The sequence below is a fragment of the Phaeospirillum tilakii genome, from assembly GCF_042683125.1.
GTDB classification, from domain to species: domain Bacteria; phylum Pseudomonadota; class Alphaproteobacteria; order Rhodospirillales; family Magnetospirillaceae; genus Phaeospirillum; species Phaeospirillum tilakii.
Genome location: NZ_JBHUIY010000005.1, coordinates 124,811 through 145,380 on the forward strand (window position 1 = coordinate 124,811; position 20,570 = coordinate 145,380).

19 protein-coding genes and 1 pseudogene are annotated in these 20,570 nt (G+C 70.3%); 6 read left to right on the forward strand and 14 right to left on the reverse strand.

Annotation, left to right across the window (positions count from 1 at the left end; translation table 11 throughout):
- Positions 1-55: 55 nt before the first annotated feature.
- The 3 genes from ACFSNB_RS04335 to ACFSNB_RS04345 form a co-directional block, all read right to left on the reverse strand.
- Positions 56-403, reverse strand: a complete 348-nt coding sequence (locus ACFSNB_RS04335) for a hypothetical protein (protein WP_377314811.1) — start codon at positions 401-403, stop codon at positions 56-58.
- Between the two features lie 167 nt (positions 404-570).
- Entirely contained in the window at positions 571-1,377 is an 807-nt protein-coding gene (gene thiD, locus ACFSNB_RS04340) for a bifunctional hydroxymethylpyrimidine kinase/phosphomethylpyrimidine kinase (protein ID WP_377314812.1), read from the reverse strand.
- 75 nt (positions 1,378-1,452) lie between these two features.
- Complete coding sequence (locus ACFSNB_RS04345; protein WP_377314813.1) at positions 1,453-3,159, reverse strand: methyl-accepting chemotaxis protein; 1,707 nt, start codon at positions 3,157-3,159, stop codon at positions 1,453-1,455.
- Between the two features lie 275 nt (positions 3,160-3,434).
- Between ACFSNB_RS04345 and ACFSNB_RS04350 the strand changes: the two genes are divergently transcribed.
- The 3 genes from ACFSNB_RS04350 (at position 3,435) to ACFSNB_RS04360 (ending at position 8,165) form a co-directional block, all read left to right on the forward strand.
- On the forward strand, positions 3,435-4,574 hold the full coding sequence (locus tag ACFSNB_RS04350; RefSeq protein WP_377314814.1) for an ATP phosphoribosyltransferase regulatory subunit: 1,140 nt from the start codon (positions 3,435-3,437) through the stop codon (positions 4,572-4,574).
- 27 nt (positions 4,575-4,601) lie between these two features.
- Complete coding sequence (locus ACFSNB_RS04355) at positions 4,602-5,891, forward strand: adenylosuccinate synthase (protein ID WP_377314815.1); 1,290 nt, start codon at positions 4,602-4,604, stop codon at positions 5,889-5,891.
- A gap of 225 nt (positions 5,892-6,116) precedes the next feature.
- Entirely contained in the window at positions 6,117-8,165 is a 2,049-nt protein-coding gene (locus ACFSNB_RS04360) for a protein kinase family protein (RefSeq protein ID WP_377314816.1), read from the forward strand.
- A gap of 26 nt (positions 8,166-8,191) precedes the next feature.
- Here the strand turns inward: ACFSNB_RS04360 and ACFSNB_RS04365 are convergent, their stop codons facing one another.
- Positions 8,192-8,944, reverse strand: coding sequence for a sulfite exporter TauE/SafE family protein (locus ACFSNB_RS04365; RefSeq protein WP_377314817.1), 753 nt, complete (start codon positions 8,942-8,944; stop codon positions 8,192-8,194).
- 104 nt (positions 8,945-9,048) lie between these two features.
- Between ACFSNB_RS04365 and ACFSNB_RS04370 the strand changes: the two genes are divergently transcribed.
- From ACFSNB_RS04370 to ruvX, 3 genes are all read left to right on the forward strand, one after another.
- Positions 9,049-9,288: a hypothetical protein gene (locus ACFSNB_RS04370; protein WP_377314818.1), complete on the forward strand. Its 240-nt coding sequence runs from the start codon at positions 9,049-9,051 to the stop codon at positions 9,286-9,288.
- 223 nt (positions 9,289-9,511) lie between these two features.
- Positions 9,512-10,561 (forward strand): HpcH/HpaI aldolase/citrate lyase family protein, encoded by a 1,050-nt coding sequence (locus ACFSNB_RS04375; RefSeq protein WP_377314819.1) that lies wholly within the window; start codon positions 9,512-9,514, stop codon positions 10,559-10,561.
- On the forward strand, positions 10,558-11,022 hold the full coding sequence (gene ruvX, locus ACFSNB_RS04380; protein ID WP_377314820.1) for a Holliday junction resolvase RuvX: 465 nt from the start codon (positions 10,558-10,560) through the stop codon (positions 11,020-11,022). The genes ACFSNB_RS04375 and ruvX overlap by 4 nt, the downstream gene beginning before the upstream one ends.
- A gap of 132 nt (positions 11,023-11,154) precedes the next feature.
- Here ruvX and ACFSNB_RS04385 read toward each other — a convergent pair.
- The 10 genes and pseudogenes from ACFSNB_RS04385 to ACFSNB_RS04430 form a co-directional block, all read right to left on the reverse strand.
- Positions 11,155-11,341 (reverse strand): annotated as a pseudogene (locus tag ACFSNB_RS04385) (transposase); the annotation flags it as partial.
- A 203-nt stretch (positions 11,342-11,544) separates the two neighbouring features.
- Positions 11,545-13,143, reverse strand: coding sequence for a GMC family oxidoreductase (locus ACFSNB_RS04390; protein WP_377314821.1), 1,599 nt, complete (start codon positions 13,141-13,143; stop codon positions 11,545-11,547).
- Between the two features lie 45 nt (positions 13,144-13,188).
- On the reverse strand, positions 13,189-13,869 hold the full coding sequence (locus ACFSNB_RS04395) for a CoA-transferase (protein ID WP_377314822.1): 681 nt from the start codon (positions 13,867-13,869) through the stop codon (positions 13,189-13,191).
- Complete coding sequence (locus ACFSNB_RS04400; protein WP_377314823.1) at positions 13,856-14,662, reverse strand: CoA transferase subunit A; 807 nt, start codon at positions 14,660-14,662, stop codon at positions 13,856-13,858. Before ACFSNB_RS04400 ends, ACFSNB_RS04395 begins: the two co-directional genes overlap by 14 nt.
- A 4-nt stretch (positions 14,663-14,666) precedes the next feature.
- Complete coding sequence (locus ACFSNB_RS04405; RefSeq protein ID WP_377314824.1) at positions 14,667-15,410, reverse strand: enoyl-CoA hydratase/isomerase family protein; 744 nt, start codon at positions 15,408-15,410, stop codon at positions 14,667-14,669.
- A 4-nt stretch (positions 15,411-15,414) separates the two neighbouring features.
- A complete protein-coding gene (locus ACFSNB_RS04410; RefSeq protein WP_377314825.1) occupies positions 15,415-16,620 on the reverse strand; it encodes a trans-sulfuration enzyme family protein in 1,206 nt (401 codons plus the stop codon).
- A 17-nt stretch (positions 16,621-16,637) separates the two neighbouring features.
- Complete coding sequence (locus tag ACFSNB_RS04415; protein WP_377314826.1) at positions 16,638-18,026, reverse strand: phenylacetate--CoA ligase family protein; 1,389 nt, start codon at positions 18,024-18,026, stop codon at positions 16,638-16,640.
- 189 nt (positions 18,027-18,215) lie between these two features.
- Positions 18,216-18,665, reverse strand: a complete 450-nt coding sequence (locus ACFSNB_RS04420; RefSeq protein ID WP_377314827.1) for a copper chaperone PCu(A)C — start codon at positions 18,663-18,665, stop codon at positions 18,216-18,218.
- Between the two features lie 94 nt (positions 18,666-18,759).
- Positions 18,760-19,560, reverse strand: a complete 801-nt coding sequence (locus ACFSNB_RS04425; RefSeq protein WP_377314828.1) for an ABC transporter ATP-binding protein — start codon at positions 19,558-19,560, stop codon at positions 18,760-18,762.
- Complete coding sequence (locus tag ACFSNB_RS04430) at positions 19,554-20,570, reverse strand: ABC transporter permease (RefSeq protein WP_377314829.1); 1,017 nt, start codon at positions 20,568-20,570, stop codon at positions 19,554-19,556. Before ACFSNB_RS04430 ends, ACFSNB_RS04425 begins: the two co-directional genes overlap by 7 nt.

Here is a 20,570-nt window from a genome sequence, read left to right on the forward strand (position 1 = left end):
CGCGCAACATCGCGCTCTCGCGCCCACGGCGTGGCCGGGACCCCACCGAGAGACTTCAGTCGAAGCTGAAGCCCTGGTCCTTCATGTACAGGTTATGTACCTTACAGAAATCAACCGAGAACTTTTCGGCTTCGTAGCCCTGCCAGCCGACCTTGAAGGGCACGACACAGTTTCCTTCGTCGCTGCCCCAATCCATTTCGGCCTCTTCGCCCGGCTTGAGGGTGAAGTTGATCCAGTTCTTGCTCCACTTGCCATCCTCGTAGGTATAGAACCCGATGATGGTGTATTCGGACGATTTGTTGTGGAGATTGAATTTGTAGGTATCGCCGGCCCAGGCCGACGGCGTCGCCAGCAGCCCCGCCACCGCCCCGATCAGGGCGGCCCCCAGCAGCATCTTGCGCATCCTGTCTCTCCCGCTTGCCACGCCGCTGTCCCTGCCTCCCGTGAGGACAAGCGACCGCGAGCCATGGTGATGGTTGGTACCGAAGCGAGAGGAGGCGCCACCCCTACTCCTATGACTATAGCCCAGAGACGGCTCCTCCCAAAGCGCATAATCGCATCGGGAAGGGGTCAGTCGCCGCCGAACGGGGTAACGGTGTGGCCGTGACCGAGCGGGCCGTGGCCGGCGCCGAAGCCGGGCGCGGCGGCGATGGCGCGGCGCAGATAGGCGCGGGCGCGGGCCACCGCCGCGTCGAGATCGAGCCCCTGGGCCAGCCCGGCGGCGATCGCCGAGGCCAGGGTGCAGCCGGTGCCGTGGGTGGCCCGGGTCGGCAGGCGGCGATCGGCGAACCGGCGCACCCCGTCGGCATCGACCAGCAGATCGACCAGATCGTCGCCGGGCAGGTGGCCGCCCTTCAGCAGCACCGCCCGCGCCCCCAGCCGCAGCAGGTCGCGCGCCGCCGCCTCCATCGCGGTGGCGTCGGGGATGGCGCGGCCGAGCAGGGCCTCGGCCTCGGGCAGATTGGGGGTCAGCAGCCGGGCGCGCGGGATCAGCCGCGCGGTCAGGGTGGCCACCGCCGCCGGATCGAGCAGGGCGGCGCCGCCCTTGGCGACCATCACCGGATCGAGCACCAGCGGCACCGAAGGCGCGGCGGCCAGGGCGTCGGCCACCGCCTCAATGATCGGGGCCGACACCAGCATCCCGGTCTTGAGACAATCGGCGCCGATGTCGCCCAGCACCACCTCGATCTGGCGGCGGACGAAGGCCGGCGGCACCGGTTCGACCCCGAACACGCCGAGGGTGTTCTGGGCGGTCAGTGCGGTCAGCGCGGTGGCGGCATAGCCGCCCAGGCAGGTCACCGCCTTGATGTCGGCCTGGATGCCGGCACCGCCGCCGGAATCCGAACCGGCGATGATCAGGACCCGGCCGAAATGCATCCTCGCCCTCCCCTTCGCTGGCATTGCCCGGATGGTGCTAAGCCATTTCGGCCCGCTTGACCAGAGGGCGCCGGATCAGGCCTGCCGGATGTCGGCGACGAAACGATCGACCTCGCCGCGCAGCGAGTCGCAGCGTTCGGCCAGCGCCAGCACCGCGTCGAGCATCTCGCGCGCCGAACGGCCGGTCTGATCGGCCGCCTCGGACACGCCCCCGACATTGCGGGTCACCGCCCGGGTGCCGCCGGCCGCCTCCAGCACGTTGCGGGCGATCTCGGCGGTGGCGCTGCCCTGGCCGTCCACCGCGGCGGAGACCTGACCGCCGATCGCGTTGATCTCGCGGATGATCGCGCCGATATGGTCGATCGCCCCCACCGTCTCGCCGGTGGCGGCCTGCACCGCCGCGATCTGGCGGGTGATCTCCTCGGTGGCCCGCGCGGTCTGGCTGGCCAGCCCCTTGACCTCGCCCGCCACCACCGCGAAGCCCTTGCCGGCCTCGCCCGCCCGCGCCGCCTCGATGGTGGCGTTCAAGGCCAGCAGGTTGGTCTGGCTGGCGATGTCGCTGATCAGCGCCACCACCGTGCCGATCCGCTCGGCCGCCTCGGCCAGCCCGCGCACCTTGCCGTTGGTCTGCTCCGCCTCGGCCTCGGCGGCGGCGGCGATGCGCGAGGATTCGCCGACCTGCCGCTTGATCTCGTCGATCGAGGCGGTCAGTTCCTCGGCGGCGGTGGCGACCGCCTCGACATTGGCGGCGGCGCGCTCGGCGGCGATCGCCGCCTCGCCGACCATCCCGGCGGTGGCGCGGGCATTGCCCTCCATCCCGTCGGCGGCGCTGCGCAGCCCGCGCAGCGACAGGGCGATCCCGCCCAGCCCGTCATCGGCCACCCCGGAGAAATCGCGCGCCAGCCGCTCGATCCGTTCGGCCTTGTGGCGGCGCTCCTCCTCGTCGCGGCGGCGGCTGGCGGTCGCCTCGCCCAGTTGGGCCTGTTCGTCACGGAACAAGGCGAGGGTGCGGGCGATGCGGCCGAATTCGTCGCGCCGGTCGGGGCTGAGGCGCAGCGGCGCGTCCTCGCCGCCGGCGATGACGTCGAGATCCCCCTCGAGCAGGGCGAACGCCCCGCCGATCGCGCGACGCAGCCACTGCGCCACCACCAGGGTCAGCACCAGCACCGCGACGAAGATCGCGGCGATGGCGACGAAGGCGCCGTCGGCACCGCTGCGCGCGGCGGCGGCGGCGGTCAGGGTGGCGGCGGTCTCGCGATTGGACAGGGCGGCGATATGGTCGCTGAGGGCGGCGCAGCGATTGGAGATGTCGTCGGTGACCTGGTCGAAATCCTCCATCGCCTCGTTGCCGCGTTCGATTCCGTCCGAGACGTAGAGCGCGGCCATCGCCCGCCCCGACTGGTAATAGGACGGGAAGCGGGTGGCGATGGCGTCGAGTTCGGCCGCGATGTCGGCCTGGCCCAGCCGGGCGGCCAGCGCCCGGGCCTCGGTCATGTCCTTGGCGAAGGCCTGGGCCCAGCGTTCGGCGTCGTCATAGCTGTCGGCGTGATGGGTGGCGGCGACGTCGGTGAGGTACTGCTGCACCTGGGTGACGTCGAGCCGGATCGCGGTGGTGGCGCGCAGCAGCGGCACGATCACCTCGCCGGTATGACGGGCGCCGGCCTCGGCCTCGGCCAGCCGCGGCCGCTGCGCCGACAAGGCGGCGAAGATCACCCCGCCGCACAACAGAATCCCCGCCAGCATCACCGCCAGCACCGCCGTAACCGACCGTTGCAGGGTCATCGATCGCCTCCCGTTTGGGGGATTTGTTACCTTAGCCCAAGTCGAACCAGACCTAAAGACATAAACCGGAGGCAGGCACCGCCCGCCGCCGCCGCCGGCCGGGCCGGAACGGGCGCGGACGGGCTCCGGCGCGGGGGTGGCGGGGGGTTTTGCCGCCGCCGGCGCATTTCCCGTTTGCCGCGCCGGGGTAAAAGCGGTACATCGGGCATCACCCGACCAACGGGTGGCCGGGCGATGCCGCTTGGCCGCCCCCGTTCCAGGTTATGACCGCGTCGATGACCGATTTCGCCAACCGGGCCCTGCTGCCCGCCGGCCTGCGCGACATGCTCCCGCCCGATGCCGCCGAGGAAGCCGGCGTGATCGAACGCCTGCTGCGCACCTTCGCCGCCCATGGGTTCGAGCGGGTCAAGCCGCCGCTGATCGAATTCGAGGAAAGCCTGCTCGACGGCCCCGGCGCCGCCGCCGCCGGCCAGACCTTCCGCGTGCTCGATCCGTTGAGCCAGCGGCTGATGGGCCTGCGCGCCGACATCACCCCCCAGGTCGCCCGCATCGCCACCACCCGGCTGGCGACCCGGCCGCGCCCGCTGCGGCTGTCCTATTCCGGTCAGGTGCTGCGGGTGAAGGGCAGCCAGCTGCGCGCCGACCGCCAGTTCGCCCAGGCCGGGATCGAGCTGATCGGCTCCGAGTCCGCCGCCGCCGACGCCGAGGTGCTGACCCTGGCCGCCGAGGGGCTGATCGGGCTGGGGATCGACGGCGTCACCGCCGATCTGGCCCTGCCGACCCTGGCCGCCACCCTGTTCGCCGCCTTCGGGATCGAGGGCGACACCGCCGAGCGGCTGCGTCACGCCCTCGACCACAAGGATTCCGCCGCCGTCGCCGCGCTGGACGGCCCGGCCGCGCCGCTGTTGCAGGCGCTGATCGCCGCCGCCGGCCCGGCCGACCGCGCCCTGGCCGCGCTGGCCGCGCTCGATCTGCCGCCCGCCGCCGCCGCCGAGCGCGACCGCCTCGCCGCCGTGGTGGCGCAGGTCGCCGCCGCCCTGCCCGGCCTGCCGCTGACGGTCGATCCGGTCGAAAGCCGGGGCTTCGAATATCATTGCGGGGTGGGCTTCACCCTCTATGCCCGCGCCCTGGGCGCCGAGCTGGGCCGGGGCGGGCGCTATCGCGCCGGCGGCACCGAGCCGGCGGTCGGCGCCACCCTGTTCCTCGATTCGGTGATCGCGGCGGTGCCGTCGGCGCCGCGCCCCGCCCGGGTGTTCGTCCCGGCCGGCACGGCGCGGGCCGAGGCCGAGCGGCTGCGGGCCGAGGGGCTGGTCACCGTTGCCGGACTCGATCCGGTCGCCGACGAGGCGGCCGAGGCGAAGCGGCTCGGCTGCGGGCGCCGGCTCGGGCCGGCCGGCCTGATCGACGTGGTTTAAGCAAAGCAAGCAAGGCGGAAAAGAACGATGGCGAACGTCGCGGTGGTCGGCGCCCAGTGGGGCGACGAGGGCAAGGGCAAGGTCGTTGACTGGCTGTCCGAACGCGCCGACGTGGTGGTGCGGTTCCAGGGCGGCCACAATGCCGGCCATACCCTGGTGATCAATGGGACCACCTACAAACTGTCGCTGCTGCCCTCCGGGGTGGTGCGCGGCAAGCTCAGCCTGATCGGCAACGGCGTGGTGGTCGATCCCTGGGCCCTGCTCGACGAGATCGACCGCCTCGGCGCCCAGGGCATCGCCGTCACCCCCGATCTGCTGAAGGTGGCGGAAAACGCCTGCCTGATCCTGCCGCTGCACGCCCAGATCGACCGCGCCCGCGAGGAAGCGAGCGGCGCGGCCAAGATCGGCACCACCGGACGCGGCATCGGCCCGGCCTATGAGGACCGGGTCGGCCGTCGCGCCATCCGCGTCTGCGACCTCGCCCACCGCCCGACGCTGGAAGCGCGGATCGAGGTGCTGCTGCGCCACCACAACGCCCTGCTGCGCGGCCTCGGTGCCGCCGAGATCGACGGCCAGGGCCTGCTCGACCAGCTGCTGGCGGTGGCGCCGCGGATCCTGCCCTACGCCGACGTGGTGTGGCGCCGGCTCGACGAATTGCGCCACACCCGCAAGCGCATCCTGTTCGAGGGCGCCCAGGGGGCGATGCTCGACGTCGATCACGGCACCTATCCGTTCGTCACCTCCTCCTCGACCGTGTCGGGCAATGCCGGCACCGGCTCGGGGGTCGGGCCGGGTCAGGTCGGCTACGTGCTGGGGATCTGCAAGGCCTACACCACCCGGGTCGGCGCCGGGCCGTTCCCGACCGAGCTGTTCGATTCGATCGGCGAGCGGATCGGCGATCGCGGTCGCGAGTTCGGCACCGTCACCGGCCGGCGGCGGCGCTGCGGCTGGTTCGACGCGGTGATGGTGCGTCAGGCGGTCAAGGTCGGCGGCATCAACGGCATCGCCCTGACCAAGCTCGACGTGCTGGACGGGCTCGAGACCCTCAAGATCGGCATCGGCTATCGCCTTGACGGCGAGGAGCTGAGCCACCTGCCGGCCGCGATCGATGCCCAGGCCCGGGTCGAGCCGATCTACGAGACCCTGCCCGGCTGGAGCGAGAGCACCAACGGCGCCCGCTCGTGGAAGGACCTGCCCGCCGCCGCGATCAAGTACATCCGCCGCATCGAGGAACTGATCGAGGCCCCGGTCGCCCTGCTCTCCACCAGCCCGGAGCGCGAGGACACCATCCTGGTCCAGGATCCGTTCGCGGCCTGACCCCGGGGCGGAACCCGGAATTTCGCCCGGAGCGGCAAAAAGCTGCCGCTCCGGCCCCGGCCGCGAAACGTTTTGTAAAGCAGAGTGCGGTTCTGATGGGGAAAGGGGCGGATCGGTTTCCGGTTTGAAGGCGCCGGCAACGCCTTTACACTGCCGAGGCCGCCCGGGCTGCGAGCGGACGACAACCGGGTGGGGACGATGGCGGAGGGCGACAAAGCGAGCGGAGTGGCCGAAGCGGCCCCCGCGCCGACCAAGGACGAGGCCCGGCCGGCCGGACCGCCCGGCACCCTGCGCGACCGCTACCTGATCCGTTCGACCCATCCCCTGCCCGATCTGTCCACCCCCTCGGCCGACGCCTACCTCGCCGAGGACAAGCGCGACCCCAACCGCTCGCTCTACGCCCTGATCTGCAAGCCCGAACTGCCGCCGCGCGTCACCGTGATGCGGGCGCTGAAGGGCGTGTCCTCGCCCGGCTTGCAGCAACTGGTCGAATGGGGGGCGGTCAACTGGGCCCCGGCCGGCCGCCAATGCATGGCGGTGATTTACGAACGCCCGGCCGGGCGCCGGATCATGACCAGCATCCGCGGCGAGGTCCGCCGCATCGACGAATACGAGATCGGCCGCAAGGTGGTCGAGCCGCTGGCCGCCGCGATCCGCGAAATGACCGCGCGCGGCGTCACCCACCGCTCGATCCGCCCGACCAACCTGTTCGCGATGGACGCCAACGGCGAACGGCTCGCCTTCGGCGACGGCGTCACCGCCCCCCCCGCCTTCGACCAGCCGGCGCTGTTCGAGACGATCGAATCCGGCATGTCCAACCCGATCGCCCGGGGCAGCGGCACCTATGCCGACGACCTCTATTCGCTCGGCGTGACGGTGGCGATCCTGCTGATGGGGCGCAACCCGGTCGCCAACATGCCCGACGAGGCGATCCTCACCGCCAAGATCCAGTTCGGCAGCTACAACACCCTGATCGGTGACGAACGCCTGCCGATGGCGATGATCGAGCTGCTGCGCGGCCTGCTGTGCGATGACGGCGAGCAGCGCTGGACCACCGAGGATCTCGATTTGTGGATCTCGGGGCGGCGGATGTCGCCGCTCCAGCCGCGCGGCGAGCATCGCGCCGCGCGCGGCTTCCCCTTCCTCGGCAAGGAATATTTCAACTGCCGCGAACTGGGCCAGGCGATGGCCCGCAACTGGGAGCAGGCGATCCCGCCGGTGATCGACGGCAAGCTCGAACTGTGGCTGCGCCGCGCCGTCGAGGACAAGAACAAGGCGGCGGCGGTGGCCGATGCCGTCCGCTACGCCCTCAACGCCACCACCGACCGCAAGAGCGCCACCGACGTGATGCTCTGCAAGGTGCTGATCACCATCGATACCGCCGCCCCGATCCGCTACAAGGGCTTCGCCGCGATGCCGGACGGGGTCGGCTCGGCGCTGGCGGCGGTGATGGCCAACCACGGCGACACCCGCCTGCTGGCCGAGATGATCCTGCGCGAGATCCCCAAGCTGTGGTTCGAATGCCGCGGCGACGATTATCAGCCCGACACCTCGCTGATGAAGTCGAATTTCCGCGAGCTGCGCGGCTATCTCGCCCAGCCGGGGATCGGCTTCGGCCTGGAACGCTGCCTCTACGAGCTGAACGACGCCCTGCCGTTGCAGAGCCCGCTGACCGCCGAGGATTACGTGGTCGAGGTGCGCGAATTGCTGCCGGCGCTCAACCGCGCCGCCGCCCACCGCGCCGAGGGCAACAAGGAGATGCCGCTCGACCGCCACATCGCCGCCTTCCTCGGCGCGCGGATGCGCACCGACATCGACCGCAATCTGGCCCTGTTCAACGACCCCGACCCGGCGGTGATGCTGATGGCGGTGGTCAATCTCTACGCCGTGCTGCAATACCGGCTGGGGCCGGAATCGCTGCCGGCGCTGACCGGCTGGATCGCCTCGGCGCTGGCCCCGGTGATCGCCTCCTACCACAGCCGCGAGAAGCGCAAGGATCTCGAACGCGAACTGCCCAAGCTGGTGCGCAAGGGCTCGATCGTCGAACTGTACAATCAGGTCGAGAACGCCGACGAGCGGGTCAAGGACGAGAAGGAATTCCTCTGGGCCCAGACCCAGTACCACGCCGCCGAGGAGGAGATCCGCCAGCTCCAGAGCGACAACGAGGAACGCGCCGCCGAAGCCGACCGCACCGGCCGCCAGACCGCGGCGGTGGTCGGCCTGCTGATCGCGCTGGCGGTCGCCGCCGTGGTGGTCGCCACCGCCGTGTTCTGAGCCCCCCGCCTTACCCGCGCCCCGACTCAGCCCCGCAGGAAGAACACCACCGTCATCCCGACGCTGAGCAGGATGATCGCCGCCCGCACCCGGCGCGGATCAAGCCGCTGCGCCAGCCGGGCGCCGAGATAGCCCCCCGCCACCGCCCCGGCCAGCATCACCAGCGTCTGCGCCCACCACACCTTGCCGGCGATGACGAAGCAGACCACCGCCACCGCGTTCATCGACCCGGTCAGCAGGGTCTTGCTGGCATTCATCGCGTGGATGTCGCGCTGGCCGAACAGGGTCCACACCGACAATTGGATGATCCCCACCGCGCCGCCGAAATAACCGCCATACAAGGCGGTCAGATATTGCGCCGCCAGCAGGCTGCCCGGCCCGAGCCGGACCCGCCGTTGCAGGAACGGGGTGATCCGGTGCCCCCAGGCGAACACCAGGGTGGCGAAGGCCAGCAGCCAGGGAATCACCACGTCGAACAGCGCCTGGGGGGTGAACAGCAGCAGCAGCGCCCCGCACAGCCCGCCGAGCAGGCTGACCGCCAGCATCGCCCGGAACGGCACCCCGTCAAAGCCGGTGAAGCGGCGGCGATAGGCCCAGGCGCTGGCGAGGCTGGCCGGAAACAGCGCCACCGTGCTGGAGGCGTTGGCGATCAGCGACGGCACCCCGGTGAACACCAAGGCGGGAAAGGTCAGGAACGAGCCGCCGCCGGCGACGGCGTTGATCGCGCCGGCGGCCAGGGCGGCGGTGAACAGCAAACCTTGGCTGGTGATCGGATCCATCGTGACGAAACGGAGAGTTGCGGGGGACGAGCGGGAGATGATGACCCGGAACCGTCACCGGTGGTATCATGACGAATCGCATAGTAGCCAGAAGGCCATTCGCCATGGACGTTTCCTCCCCCGGTAACGCCAACACCCAGCTTTACCTCCCCCAGGCCCAGCAGGGGCTCGAGGGTCCGTACAGCCCCGACAAGCTGCAACAGACCGTGGCCCAGGTGCAGACCCAGTTGCCCACCGCCGCCCTGCAACAGGCCCAGCAGGCCCAGAGCCAGCCGGTCCAGCCGCTGAGCGACAGCAAGGACAGCCAGGGCAGCCTGGGACAGGCGCTCGACATCACCGCCTGACCCGTCCGCGCGTCGCGGGCGATGAATGGCGATCCGGGCGGCGTTTCGGGCGGGCCGCCGCCCGCCAACCCGCCCGGAGCGAGCCCCGACCCCCCTTTTTTTCGCAAAAGGCGGGGCTGGTCCGGCTTGTCGCCCGTTCGCCGGCTGGGGTATGTGTGGAAGCGGTGGCGCCGCCCCGGCGCCCCCGTCCGTTCGTGGACGCCCTCCGGCGCGGGATCCCCTCATGAGCAGCAGACCGCCTCGCAAGTTCTTCGAACCGCTGGCCATCGGCGCCCCGGCGCCCTGGCGCGACCTGCCCACCCGTCTCGAACGGATGATCCACTTCTTCCCGCCCCATCTCGACAAGATGCGGGCCAAGGCGGCGGAAATCGGCCGGCAGGTCGATGTGCTGCTCGGCAACCTCGAGGACGCCATCCCGGCCGAGGCCAAGGAAGCCGCCCGCGCCGGCTTCATCGAGGTCGCGCGCGGCTGGGACAATCCCGACACCGGCCTGTGGACCCGGGTCAATTGTCTCAATTCGCCCTGGTTCCTCGACGACGTCACCGAGATCGTCGCCGCCGCCGGCGACAAGGTCGATGTGGTGATGCTGCCCAAGGTCGAGGGACCGTGGGACATCCATTACCTTGACCAGTTGCTGGCCCAGTTGGAGGCGCGCCACCGCGTCCGCCGCCCGATCCTGATCCACGCCATCCTCGAAACCGCCCTCGGGGTCGAGAACGTCGCCGCCATCGCCCAGGCCAGCCCGCGCATGCACGGCATGAGCCTCGGCCCGGCCGACCTCGCCGCCTCGCGCGGGATGAAGACCACCCGGGTCGGCGGCGGCCATCCCTTCTACGGCGTGCTGGAAGATGCCGCCCCCGACCGCCCCCACCGCACCCTGTTCCAGCAGGACCCCTGGCATTACACCGTGGCGAAGATGGTCGATGCCTGCCAGTCGGCCGGGATCAAGCCGTTCTACGGGCCGTTCGGGGATTTCTCCGACGACGACGCCTGCGAGGCCCAGTTCCGCAACGCCTTCCTGCTCGGCTGCGTCGGCGGCTGGAGCCTCCACCCCCGCCAGATCGAGATCGCCAAACGGGTGTTCAGCCCCGACGCCGCCGAGGTCCGCTTCGCCCTCAAGATCCTCGAAGCGATGCCCGACGGCAGCGGCGCGGTGATGATCGACGGCAAGATGCAGGACGACGCCACCTGGAAACAGGCCAAGGTGATCGTCGATCTCGCCCGCGCCGTCGCCGCCCGCGACCCCGACCGCGCCCGGGATTACGGCCTGTGAGCCTGATCGAGGTGGCGGCGCTGCCGGCGGTCCTCGGCCGCGACCAGCGCCTGCTCGGACTCGACCTCGGCAGCAAGACCATCGGCCTTGCCCTGTCCGACGTCAGCCGCACCGTCGCCACCCCGTTCGAGACCCTCCGCCGCGCCAAATTCACCGCCGACGCCACCGCCCTGCTGGCGATCGTCGATCGCCACGAGGTCGGCGGCCTCGTGCTTGGCCTTCCGGTCGAAATGGATGGTAGCGAAGGCCCTCGCTGCCAGTCCACCCGATCCTTCGTCAGCAACCTGCTGAAGCTGCGCGACCTCCCGATCGTGCTGTGGGACGAACGCCTGTCCACCGTCGCCGTTACCCGAACCCTGCTCGACGCGGATTCGTCGCGCCGCCGCCGCGCCGAGGTGGTCGATAAAATGGCCGCCGCCTACATCCTCCAGGGGCTGCTCGACCGGTTGGGGCGGTTGTAAAAGAAGAAAGACGCGGGCGCTGCCCGCACCCGCCAAGGGCCGCAAGGCCCTTGGAACCCTTCGGTTTGGGGCAGGGGCAGACGGCAAGAGAGGGGGGCCGCGATAGGCCGCAAGCAGGCTCTCGATGGCATCGCGGAAAGCCTTGGAATCATATCCCTTATCGCCCAGGAGATAGCCGGCGGGGATGTCGGCAATCAGGGCCTCCGCTTGAGGTGTAATCGCTCGCTTGTCCCGGCGTCAGGATAAAGCGGAGTGGATTGCCCAAGGCGTCGACGACGGCGTGGATTTTTGTGGTCAGTCCGCGACGTGAGCGGCCGATCGCACACACCATCCTTGCCCGGCAAATGCGGTGAACAGCCGATCCCATTGGGGATCCTTCAGGATCAGGCGAACTTCGTCCATTCAAGTCCCCTTCTCGAAAGGGAGCCTTGAACCAGATTTTCGAGCCCATGGGAATCAGAATGTCAACGCGCTCCAGCCCCCCGGTTCGGAAGCGGTGACCGCCCCGGGCTTGAAAATTCATCACCGCCCGAGAATCAGATCGGCCGCGCGCTCGGCGATGGCGATGACCGGGGCGTTGGTGTTGCCGGAAACCAGGGTCGGCATGATCGAGGCATCGACCACCCGCAAACCGTCGATTCCGATCACCCGCAGCCGGGAATCGACCACATGGCCGAGCGCGCAGGTGCCGACGGGATGATAGAGGGTCCGGCCGCACTGGCGGGCGAAATCGAGCAGATCCTCATCGGAGCGCAGCGCGTCACCCGGTTGCAGTTCGGACACCAGAAACGGCGCCAGCGCCGGCTGGCGGGCGATGGCGCGACCGATCCGCAGGCCGCGCACCGTCACGTCGCGGTCGAGGGCGCTGGCCAGGTAATTGGGCCGGATCGCCGGCGGCTGAAACGGATCGGCCGATTTGAGGCCGATGGTGCCGGCGCTTTCAGGACGGAGCTGGCACGGGCCAAGGGTGATGCCGGGCGCGTGTTCGACCGCGTTGGTGGCGGGATCGAGCGTTGCCGCCATGCAATGATACTGGAGGTCGGGCCGGTTCGGGCCGCTCAGGCCGCTGTCGAGGAACAGGCAGACCTGGGAGGCGCTCATCGTCAGCAGACCCCGACGGGCGAACGCGTATTTGGCCACCTCCCAGGCCAGCCGCCAGCCGCGCGTGCGCTGGTTGACGGTGACGGCATTTTTGACCCGGTATTTCAGATCGACGATGTAATGGTCGCGCAGATTGGCGCCGACACCGGGCAGGTCGGCCACCACCGTGATCCCGTGCTCGCGCAGGGCGGCGGCCGGACCGAGACCCGACAGCAGCAGCAGATGCGGAGAATTGACCGCCCCGGCGGAGAGAATCACCTCGCGTCGGGCCCGGATCACCTCGTCCCGCCCCTCGCGGCGAACCCGCACCCCCACCGCGCGACGGCCCTCGAACACCAGACCGACGGCCTGGGCGCGGGTCAGGATGGCAAGATGCGGCCGCCGCCGCGCCGGATTGAGGTAGGCGACCGCCGTGCTGCTGCGCCGCCAGCCCTGAACGGTAACCTGGAACCAGCCGGCACCGGTCTGAGCCGCCCCGTTGAAATCGGCATTGTCGGGCAGCCCCCATTGTCGGGCGGCGTCGATCATCGCCTGGGAGATCGGATAAGGCTCGACGATGTCGCTGACCGCCAGCGGCCCGCCGACGCCATGATGGGCATCGGCGCCCCGGGCTTGGTTCTCGGCCTTGAGAAAATAGGGGCGGAGATCCGACCAGCCCCAGCCGTCATGCCCCAGCGCCCGCCACGCGTCGTAATCCTCGGCCTGACCGCGAATGTAGAGCAGGCCGTTGATCGCCGAGCATCCCCCCAGCACCTTGCCGCGCGGCCAGGTCAGGCGACGGTTGCCGGTGCCGGGCTCGGGTTCGGTCCGATACAGCCAGTTGCCGCGCGGATGGGTGCGGTTCCAGACGTAACCGACCGGAATGTGAAACGAGGGATGGCGCCCGGCGCCGCCCGCCTCGATCAGCACCACCTTGTGCCGTCCATCGGCCGACAGGCGGTTGGCCAGGACACACCCGGCCGAACCACCGCCGACGATCACCAAATCGGCCTCGATGGCGGTGGGGAGGGGGACCGACATGACGCTTCTCCTCGCGGAATTCCTGGGGGGCGGCGCCCACCTTTCTTAACGGGATGCCGCCCGCAGCGACTGGGCGACGAAACGTGGATAGAGGGCGGCGAGATCCTCGGCGATCGGGCCATGCAGCAGGGCCAGATCCTCCGCGTCGGGCGGGGGCGTCTCGGGCACCGGCCCGGCGGCAGCCGGGAGCGCAAAGCCGGTGGCGGCCCGGATGCCGTCAGCGGTTTCGCCGGGATGGACCGAGGACAGGGTGAACCCGCCCTCGGCGAAGCCGAACACCGCCTTGCCGGTCACCAACGCCGCCGGCCGGCCCCGGGCGCTGGCGAATTCGACCCGCTCGACCAGGACACGCGGGGTGTGTTCGGCGCGGAACAGCACGATCCGCGGCACCAGCGGATAGAGATAGGCCGAGCCGAAACTGCCGGGGAAGCGGGCCTTGCCGGCCCGCACCAGATTGATCGCGCCGGTTCGGTCGATCTGGCCGCCGCCGAGCACGAAGGCGTCGAGCCGGCCCTGGGCGGCGAAATCGAACAATTCCCGGCCGCCATCGGTGAACGGCCAATGCCGGGCCGAGCCGATGATCATCACCTCGACCGGAGCGGCGGCACGGGCCTGGGCCAGCAGGGCGGCGGCGGCGGGAATCGGCGAATTGGTGCCGATGGCGATGGTGCGGGCCCCGGCCAGGGTGCGGGCCAGGGCCGACACCAGAAGCTCAATCGCGGCCATCGAGCCATGCTCCGATCAGGTGGGTGAAGGCGGCGGCGTCGCGGCTGGCCTCGGCATAGCGGGCCAGGGCGTCCTCATCGCCCTCCACCCCCGGGAACGGCAGCGGCCAGGCCCCGCCCTGCACCACCGCCACCTGATCGACATAGAGATGCGGCAACACCCCGGGCGCCCGCAGGGGATCATCGAGCAGATTGCCGGGATGCAGCGCCTCGACCGTCACCAGGGTGCGGCGGGCGGCATGGGCCAGGGTCGCCAGTTCGCGGCGCAGGCCGATCCAGACATTGCCGGCGCTGTCGGCCAGGGCGGCATGAAACAGCGCGACATCGGGCCGGATCGCCGGCACCAGCAGGATCGGGTCGGGCGCATCGGCCAGCGGATTGTCGATCACCCGCCAGTCCGGCCGCACTTTCAGCAGGTCGCTGCCGAGCACGCCGCGCAGCGGCAGGAACGGCACTCCCTTTTCCGCCGCCTGAAAGCCGGCGTGCAATGCCGGGCAGGTGGCGTCGCGCACGGTCAGGCCGGCGGCGACTGCGGCGCGGAAGCGCTCGGCCGAGCCCCATTCCCCCAGACTGATGCCCGCCGTTTCGATTTCCGCCACCAGCCCGGCCCCGATCAGCAGATCGGCCTGCAAGCCAGCGGTCGGCGCCGTCACCAGACGCAGGCCGCCGGTCCCCTGCCGGATCAGCGCCAGGGTGGCGGCGATCGCCGGCCCGGCATAATCGGCGGGAATCGCCAGCAGGCTGCCGGGGGCGATCGTGGCGGCCAGCGCCGCCAGCCCGACCCGCGCGGTCATCGCCTCAGCGCCCCACGAACAGCGGTGGCCGCTTGGCCTTGAACGCGGCCAGCCCCTCGGCGATGTCCTCGGAGAAGGTGACGCCATCGACGGCGCGGCGGGCGATGCCGGCGGCCTCGGATGGGCCTTTCGGCAGGGTCTGGCCGATGAAGTTCTTCAGCAGCGCCAGCACCTTGGGCGCATTGTCGGCCAGTTTGGCCGCGTAATCGAGCGCGGCCTGAAGCTGCTGCCCCTCCGGCACCACCTTGTTGACCAGCCCCAGTTCATAGGCGCGGTTGGCATCGATCGGCTCACCGAGCAACACCAGTTCCATCACCGCCTTATGCGGAATCCGCGCCGCCAGCGAGGCGATCAGCCCGCCGGCAAAGCCGACTTTGGCCTCGGGATAGACGAATTTGGCGGTCGTACTGGCGACGGCGAGGTCAGCATATTGAACGAACAGCAGGCCGCCACCGACCACCCAGCCCGACACCGCCGCGATCACCGGCTTGGTGACCTCGACGCCGATGCCGGGAATCGCCCGCCACAGATCGTGCGGGATATCCTCCAGATCGGCCCCGGCGGTGAAGGCGCGGTCGCCGCTGGCGGTCAGCACCGCGACCCGGTCGTCGCCGGCCTCGAACGCGCGCCAAGCGGCGTTGAGCTGCTCGACCACCTCCTTGGTCAAGGCATTGCGCTTGTCCGGACGGTTGAGGGTGATGATGAACACCCGGTTCTCGGAACGGGTCAGAACGACAGGCTCGGTCATGGGGTCAGGCTTCCTCCAGCGCTTGCAGGATGTCATCTTCGAGGTCGGCCAGCGTTTCCAGACCGACCGAAAGGCGAATCAGCCCCTCGCCGATGCCGTGGCGGCGCCGTTCCTCGGGCGAATAGGGGGAATGGGTCATGCTGGCCGGGTGCTGGACCAGGGTTTCGGCGTCGCCCAGGCTGACCGCCCGCGTCACCAGCGCCAGCCGGTTCATGAAGCGCATCCCGGCGGCCAGCCCGCCGGCCAGTTCGAACGCCACCAGCCCGCCGAACCCATCCATCTGCCGGCAGGCCAGGGCATGGCCGGGATGATCGGGCAGGCCGGGATAGGCCACCGAGGCAACCTTGGGATGGCCGCGCAACAGCCGCGCCAGCGCCAGGGCCGAGGCGGAATGGCGCTCCATCCGCAATTCCAGCGTCTTGAGGCCGCGCAGCAGCAGGAACACCGAGAGCGGCGCGATGGTGGCGCCGGTGAGATAGCGCAGGCCGTGGCCGCGCACCCGCTCGACGATCGCTTTCGGGCCGATCAGGGCGCCGGCGATCAGATCGCCATGGCCGCCGAGGAACTTGGTGGCGGAATGAACCACCAGATCGGCCCCCAGCCCCAGCGGCCGTTGCAGTGCCGGGGTGGCGAAGGTGTTGTCGACCACCGTCAGCGCCCCGCCGGCCCGGGCCAGGGCGGCAATCGCGGCGATGTCGATCACCGCCAGGGTGGGATTGGCGGGGGTTTCGAAATAGACCAGCCGGGGGCGGAGCCGGTCGATCGTCTCGGCCACCTCGTCCGGCCGGGTGAAGTCGGCCACCGTGGTCTCCACCCCGAACCGGGACAGCCCCCGGGTGAACAGGGCGTAGCTGTTGCCGTAGAGGGTGTGGTTGACCAGCACCCGGTCGCCGGCAGCGAGCAGGGTCCAGGCCAGCGCACTGATCGCCGCCATCCCCGAGGCGACCGCCAGCGCGGCCTCGCCGCCCTCGAGCGAGGCCAGCCGTTCCTCCAGCAGGCTCTGGCCGGGATTGCGGGTGCGGCCATAGACGTAGCCCTCGCGCTGGCCGAGGAACATCTCGCGCCCGGCCTCGGCCGATTCGAAGGCATAGGTCGAGGTCTGGAACAGCGGCGGGGTCAGCGAACCGTGCTCGCTGGCGGGATCGTAGCCGTGATGGATGGCCCGGCTGGCAAAGCCACGGTCGGGACGGTTCGTGCCGGAGGCGGACATGGCGGTCTTCCTTCCGGTCAGGCGGCGCTGGCGGGAGCGATTTCGACCAGCTTGGTCTTCTGGCTCGACCGTTCCAGCGCGCCGAACGGCACGATCGTCACCGCTGGACGCAAAGCGAGCAGGTCGCGGCTGCGCTGTTCGATGGCGCGGGCCAGGCCGGGCCAATCCTCGGCCGGCACGCCTTCCGCCGCCTCGACCACCACCTTCAGCGGCGGCTCGACCCGGGGCGGCGGGCCGTCGAGGCGGATCCGCAGATGGCCCGACACCCGGGGCTGGAACGCGGTGACGACATCCTGGATCGCCGAGGGATAAACCTTGACCCCCTTGACGTTGAGCATGTCGTCGGCACGGCCGATGATCTCCATCCGCACCCCGAAATGGCCGCAGCCGGGGCATTCGCCGACATGCAGCCGCAGGATGTCGCCGGTGGCGTAACGAAAGGCCGGCGCGGCCTGATACTCGAGCGCGGTATGCAGCGCCTCGCCGACCGCGCCGTCCTTCAGTTCGAGCGGCGCCCGGGTCTCGGGATCGACCAGGTCGTAGCGGAAGCACAGATCCTCGGCGAGGTAGTGCATCCCGTGCCAGCCCTGGCCGCAGGAGATGGTGCCGTTATGCCATGCCCCGCCGGTGGCATCGAACACCCGGGCGCGATAGGCATCGGCCAGCCGCTCGCGCACGGCGGGGATCCCGATCCCCGGCTCGCCGGTGCAAAACAGGATCTCGATCCCCAGGTCGCCGACCTCGCGGCCGATCTCGGCCGGAGCGCGCTCGATCAGCCGGGTCGCCAACGACGGCGTCGCGAACAGGGCGCGCGGCCGGGTCATCGCGATGTAGCGCAGGATCTTGGTGATGCCGCCCTCGGCTCCCACCGCCACCGGCCGGGCGCCGTAGGCTTCGAGCGCCTGGACGTAGGTGATCCCGGCCAGCCACAGGGACAGGCCGAAGGCGTGGAAGGTGGTGTCGCCGGGCCGGATCCCCGCCACCGCGAACATTCGTCCCAGCACGGTGTTGGTCAAATGCTGGTCGTGGCGGGTGAAGGCGTACCAGGTCGGCTGGCCGGTGGTGCCGGAGGTGGCGGCGAGGTGAATGACCTCCTCCAGTGGGACGGTCAGATGCAGGCCGAAGGGATGGCCGTGGCGTTCGAGCGACTCTTCCTGCGAGGCGCGATGGCTGGCCTTGTCCATGAAAGCGGGCAGACGGCGGAAATCCTCCAGGCTGCGAATATCGTCGGGGCTGGTCAGGCCGCAGGCGCGGAAGCGCGGCTGGAAATAATCGGTGTTGCCCCACAACCGGCGGATCTGCCCCTGAAGCCGGACGAAGCGGCGGCGGTTGATCTCCGCGAGGTATTCAGCCGGATCGCGGCTGGGAATGGCGAAATCATGCATGGCGTGGTTGTCTCGCAACACGGGAAACGCCTCCTCGGCGTCCGGATCAACATCAGGCGGCTTGGCTCATTTTGGCTTTCGCCAGCGGGCTGCCGCCCGCGCCCGCTTGGGGCGATGCCCCAAACCCCCTTATTTTCAAAACAAAGGGGGGCCGGGGCCTCGCCCCGGGCGGGTTCGGGCGGCAGCCCGACAGGGGCCGGCGGGGGCGTTTCAGTTGCCGCCGTGCCGGTGTTCCTGCGGCACCGCCGGGCTTGCCGTGACCTTGGTTTCGATCGTGCCGGCCTGGGCGAAGGTCAGGGTCAGCGTGACCTCCTCCCCCGCCGCCGGGGCGGGATCGAGGCCGATCGCCATGATGTGATCGCCCCCGGGGCGCAACTCGGCGCGACCGTTCGCCGGCACCTCGATCGATTCGACCCGGCGCATCCGCACCACGGCGCCGTCACGCTGGTGGGTGTGCAGCTCGGTCGCCCGGGTATTGGGCAGGCTGGCGGCGGTCAGGCGGTCGGCCGGGCCATGGTTGACGATGGTCAGGAACACCGCGCCGTTGCCGCCGCTGATCGCGGGCAGGCGCAGGACGGGGGAAACGATCTCGATCTCGCCGGCATGGGCCGGCAAGGACAACAGCGCCAGCACGGCGACGGAAAGCAGACGGCGGATCATCCGACGGGCCTTTCTTCGAAAACAGGGCCGGGACTCTGGCGGCACGGGGCATCGGGAGGAAAAGACGACGCCACGGCCGACCATCGAGGGAGCCTCACCAACTGTCGGCGAGGCCGAGCAGCCCCAAGGTGCGGTGACGCAACTGGGACAGCACCGGATCGCCGCGATGGCGTGGATAGGGGCGCTCGACCGGGAAATCGGCGACGATCCGGGCCGGGCGCGCACTGAACACCACCACCCGGGTGGCGAGGAACAGTGCTTCCTCGATGTCGTGGGTGACCAGCAGGGTGGTGAAGCCGCTACGCTGCCACAGCGAAACGATTTCCGACTGCATCGACAGGCGGGTGATCGAATCCAGCTTGCCGAGCGGTTCGTCGAGGATCAGCAGACGCGGATCGTTGACCAGGGCCCGGGCCAGGGCCGCGCGCTGGGCCATACCGCCCGACAATTGCTGCGGGAAGGCGGTTTCGAACCCGGCGAGGCCGACCCGGTTGATCGCGTCGCCGATCCGGGCCTGATGGCGTTTCAGCAGGCCGCGCGCCTCCAGGCCGAGGGCGACGTTGTCGCGCACCGTGCGCCACGGATACAGCGTCGGATCCTGGAACACCACCACCCGCGACGGGTCGGGACCGCCGATCGGCACCCCATCGGCAAGGATGCGGCCGGAACGGGGCGGCTCCAGACCGGCCACCAGCCGCAGCAGGGTTGATTTGCCGCAGCCGCTTGGCCCGACCAGGGCGACGAATTCGCCCGGGGCGATATCGAGCGAGACCTGATCGAGCACCGGCAGGGTCTGGCCGTCGAGGTCGAAGGCGTGATCGACCGCCTCGACCGACAGGGCCATGCCGGGGGAGGGCTCGGTCCCGGTCCGGAGCGCGGTGGCGGCGCCTACCATCTCACCAATCCCTTCTGCCAGGAGAGCAGCCGGTTGCGCACGCGGAACAGCAGCGTCACCAGCGACGAGCACACCAGCGCCATCACCAGCAGCGCGGCATACATGTTGCCATAGGCGGCCCAGCCCTGGGCCCATTGCAGGTACCAGCCGAGCCCGGCCTTGACCCCCATCATCTCCGCCACCACCAGCACGACGAAGGCGCTGGTCAGGCCCATGAACAGGCCGACGAAGACATGCGGCAGGGCGGCCGGCACCGCCACCCGCCACACCAGGAAGCGCGCATTGGCGCCGAGGGTGCGGGCGACGTCGTAATAGCTGGAGGGGACGCTGGCCACGCCCGACCAGGTCAGGATCGCCACCGGGATGCCGGTGGCCAGCGCGATCAGGAACACGCTGGCGCTCCAACTGCTGGGAAACAGGAAGAACGCCACCGGCAGCCACGCGGTCGGCGGCAGCGGGCCGATCAGCCGCAGCACCGGATGGCCCCAATAGGCGGCTTGACGCGACCAGCCGATCGCCACCCCGAACAGGAAGCCGGAAACCGCGCCGAAGACGAAGCCGGTACCGAGCAGCGCGACCGAGTGGGCGGCGCATTCGATCAGGCGCGGCCAGTCGTCGAGGTAGGATTCGAGCAGACCCTGCGGCGGAACGAAGAAGGGCGGCGGCAGCCACATCAGCTTGGCGGTCACCGCCTCCCAGCCGGCGAGGCCGAGGCCGAGCGCCACCAGCCACGCCCCGGCGGCACGCAGGCGGTCGAACCGGCCGCTCAGGATCGGGCCGATCAGGCCGAGGGCGATCAGGACGGCGCCCACCGCCGCCTCGATTCCGGCGAGACGGTCGGTGTAGGTCCATTCATTGACGTCGTCCCACCGGCTGGTGAGCAGCGCGGCGCCCAGCCAGGCCAGCCCGGCGGCGATCCCGCCGCCCCACAGGCTGGCGAACCAGGGCTCCGCCGGGGCCGGCGCGCGCGCGGCCGAGGCGGTCAGGCTCAGCGTGTCGGTGCCGCTCAT

Bases quoted from the DNA above. Each gene is read 5' to 3' on its own strand.
- ACFSNB_RS04335 (WP_377314811.1), bottom strand. From the start codon at position 403: ATGCGCAAGATGCTGCTGGGGGCCGCCCTGATCGGGGCGGTGGCGGGG.
- thiD (WP_377314812.1), bottom strand. From the start codon at position 1,377: ATGCATTTCGGCCGGGTCCTGATCATCGCCGGTTCGGATTCCGGCGGC.
- ACFSNB_RS04345 (WP_377314813.1), bottom strand. From the start codon at position 3,159: ATGACCCTGCAACGGTCGGTTACGGCGGTGCTGGCGGTGATGCTGGCG.
- ACFSNB_RS04350 (WP_377314814.1), top strand. From the start codon at position 3,435: ATGACCGATTTCGCCAACCGGGCCCTGCTGCCCGCCGGCCTGCGCGAC.
- ACFSNB_RS04355 (WP_377314815.1), top strand. From the start codon at position 4,602: ATGGCGAACGTCGCGGTGGTCGGCGCCCAGTGGGGCGACGAGGGCAAG.
- ACFSNB_RS04365 (WP_377314817.1), bottom strand. From the start codon at position 8,944: ATGGATCCGATCACCAGCCAAGGTTTGCTGTTCACCGCCGCCCTGGCC.
- ACFSNB_RS04370 (WP_377314818.1), top strand. From the start codon at position 9,049: ATGGACGTTTCCTCCCCCGGTAACGCCAACACCCAGCTTTACCTCCCC.
- ACFSNB_RS04375 (WP_377314819.1), top strand. From the start codon at position 9,512: ATGAGCAGCAGACCGCCTCGCAAGTTCTTCGAACCGCTGGCCATCGGC.
- ACFSNB_RS04390 (WP_377314821.1), bottom strand. From the start codon at position 13,143: ATGTCGGTCCCCCTCCCCACCGCCATCGAGGCCGATTTGGTGATCGTC.
- ACFSNB_RS04395 (WP_377314822.1), bottom strand. From the start codon at position 13,869: ATGGCCGCGATTGAGCTTCTGGTGTCGGCCCTGGCCCGCACCCTGGCC.
- ACFSNB_RS04400 (WP_377314823.1), bottom strand. From the start codon at position 14,662: ATGACCGCGCGGGTCGGGCTGGCGGCGCTGGCCGCCACGATCGCCCCC.
- ACFSNB_RS04405 (WP_377314824.1), bottom strand. From the start codon at position 15,410: ATGACCGAGCCTGTCGTTCTGACCCGTTCCGAGAACCGGGTGTTCATC.
- ACFSNB_RS04410 (WP_377314825.1), bottom strand. From the start codon at position 16,620: ATGTCCGCCTCCGGCACGAACCGTCCCGACCGTGGCTTTGCCAGCCGG.
- ACFSNB_RS04420 (WP_377314827.1), bottom strand. From the start codon at position 18,665: ATGATCCGCCGTCTGCTTTCCGTCGCCGTGCTGGCGCTGTTGTCCTTG.
- ACFSNB_RS04425 (WP_377314828.1), bottom strand. From the start codon at position 19,560: ATGGTAGGCGCCGCCACCGCGCTCCGGACCGGGACCGAGCCCTCCCCC.
- ACFSNB_RS04430 (WP_377314829.1), bottom strand. From the start codon at position 20,570: ATGAGCGGCACCGACACGCTGAGCCTGACCGCCTCGGCCGCGCGCGCG.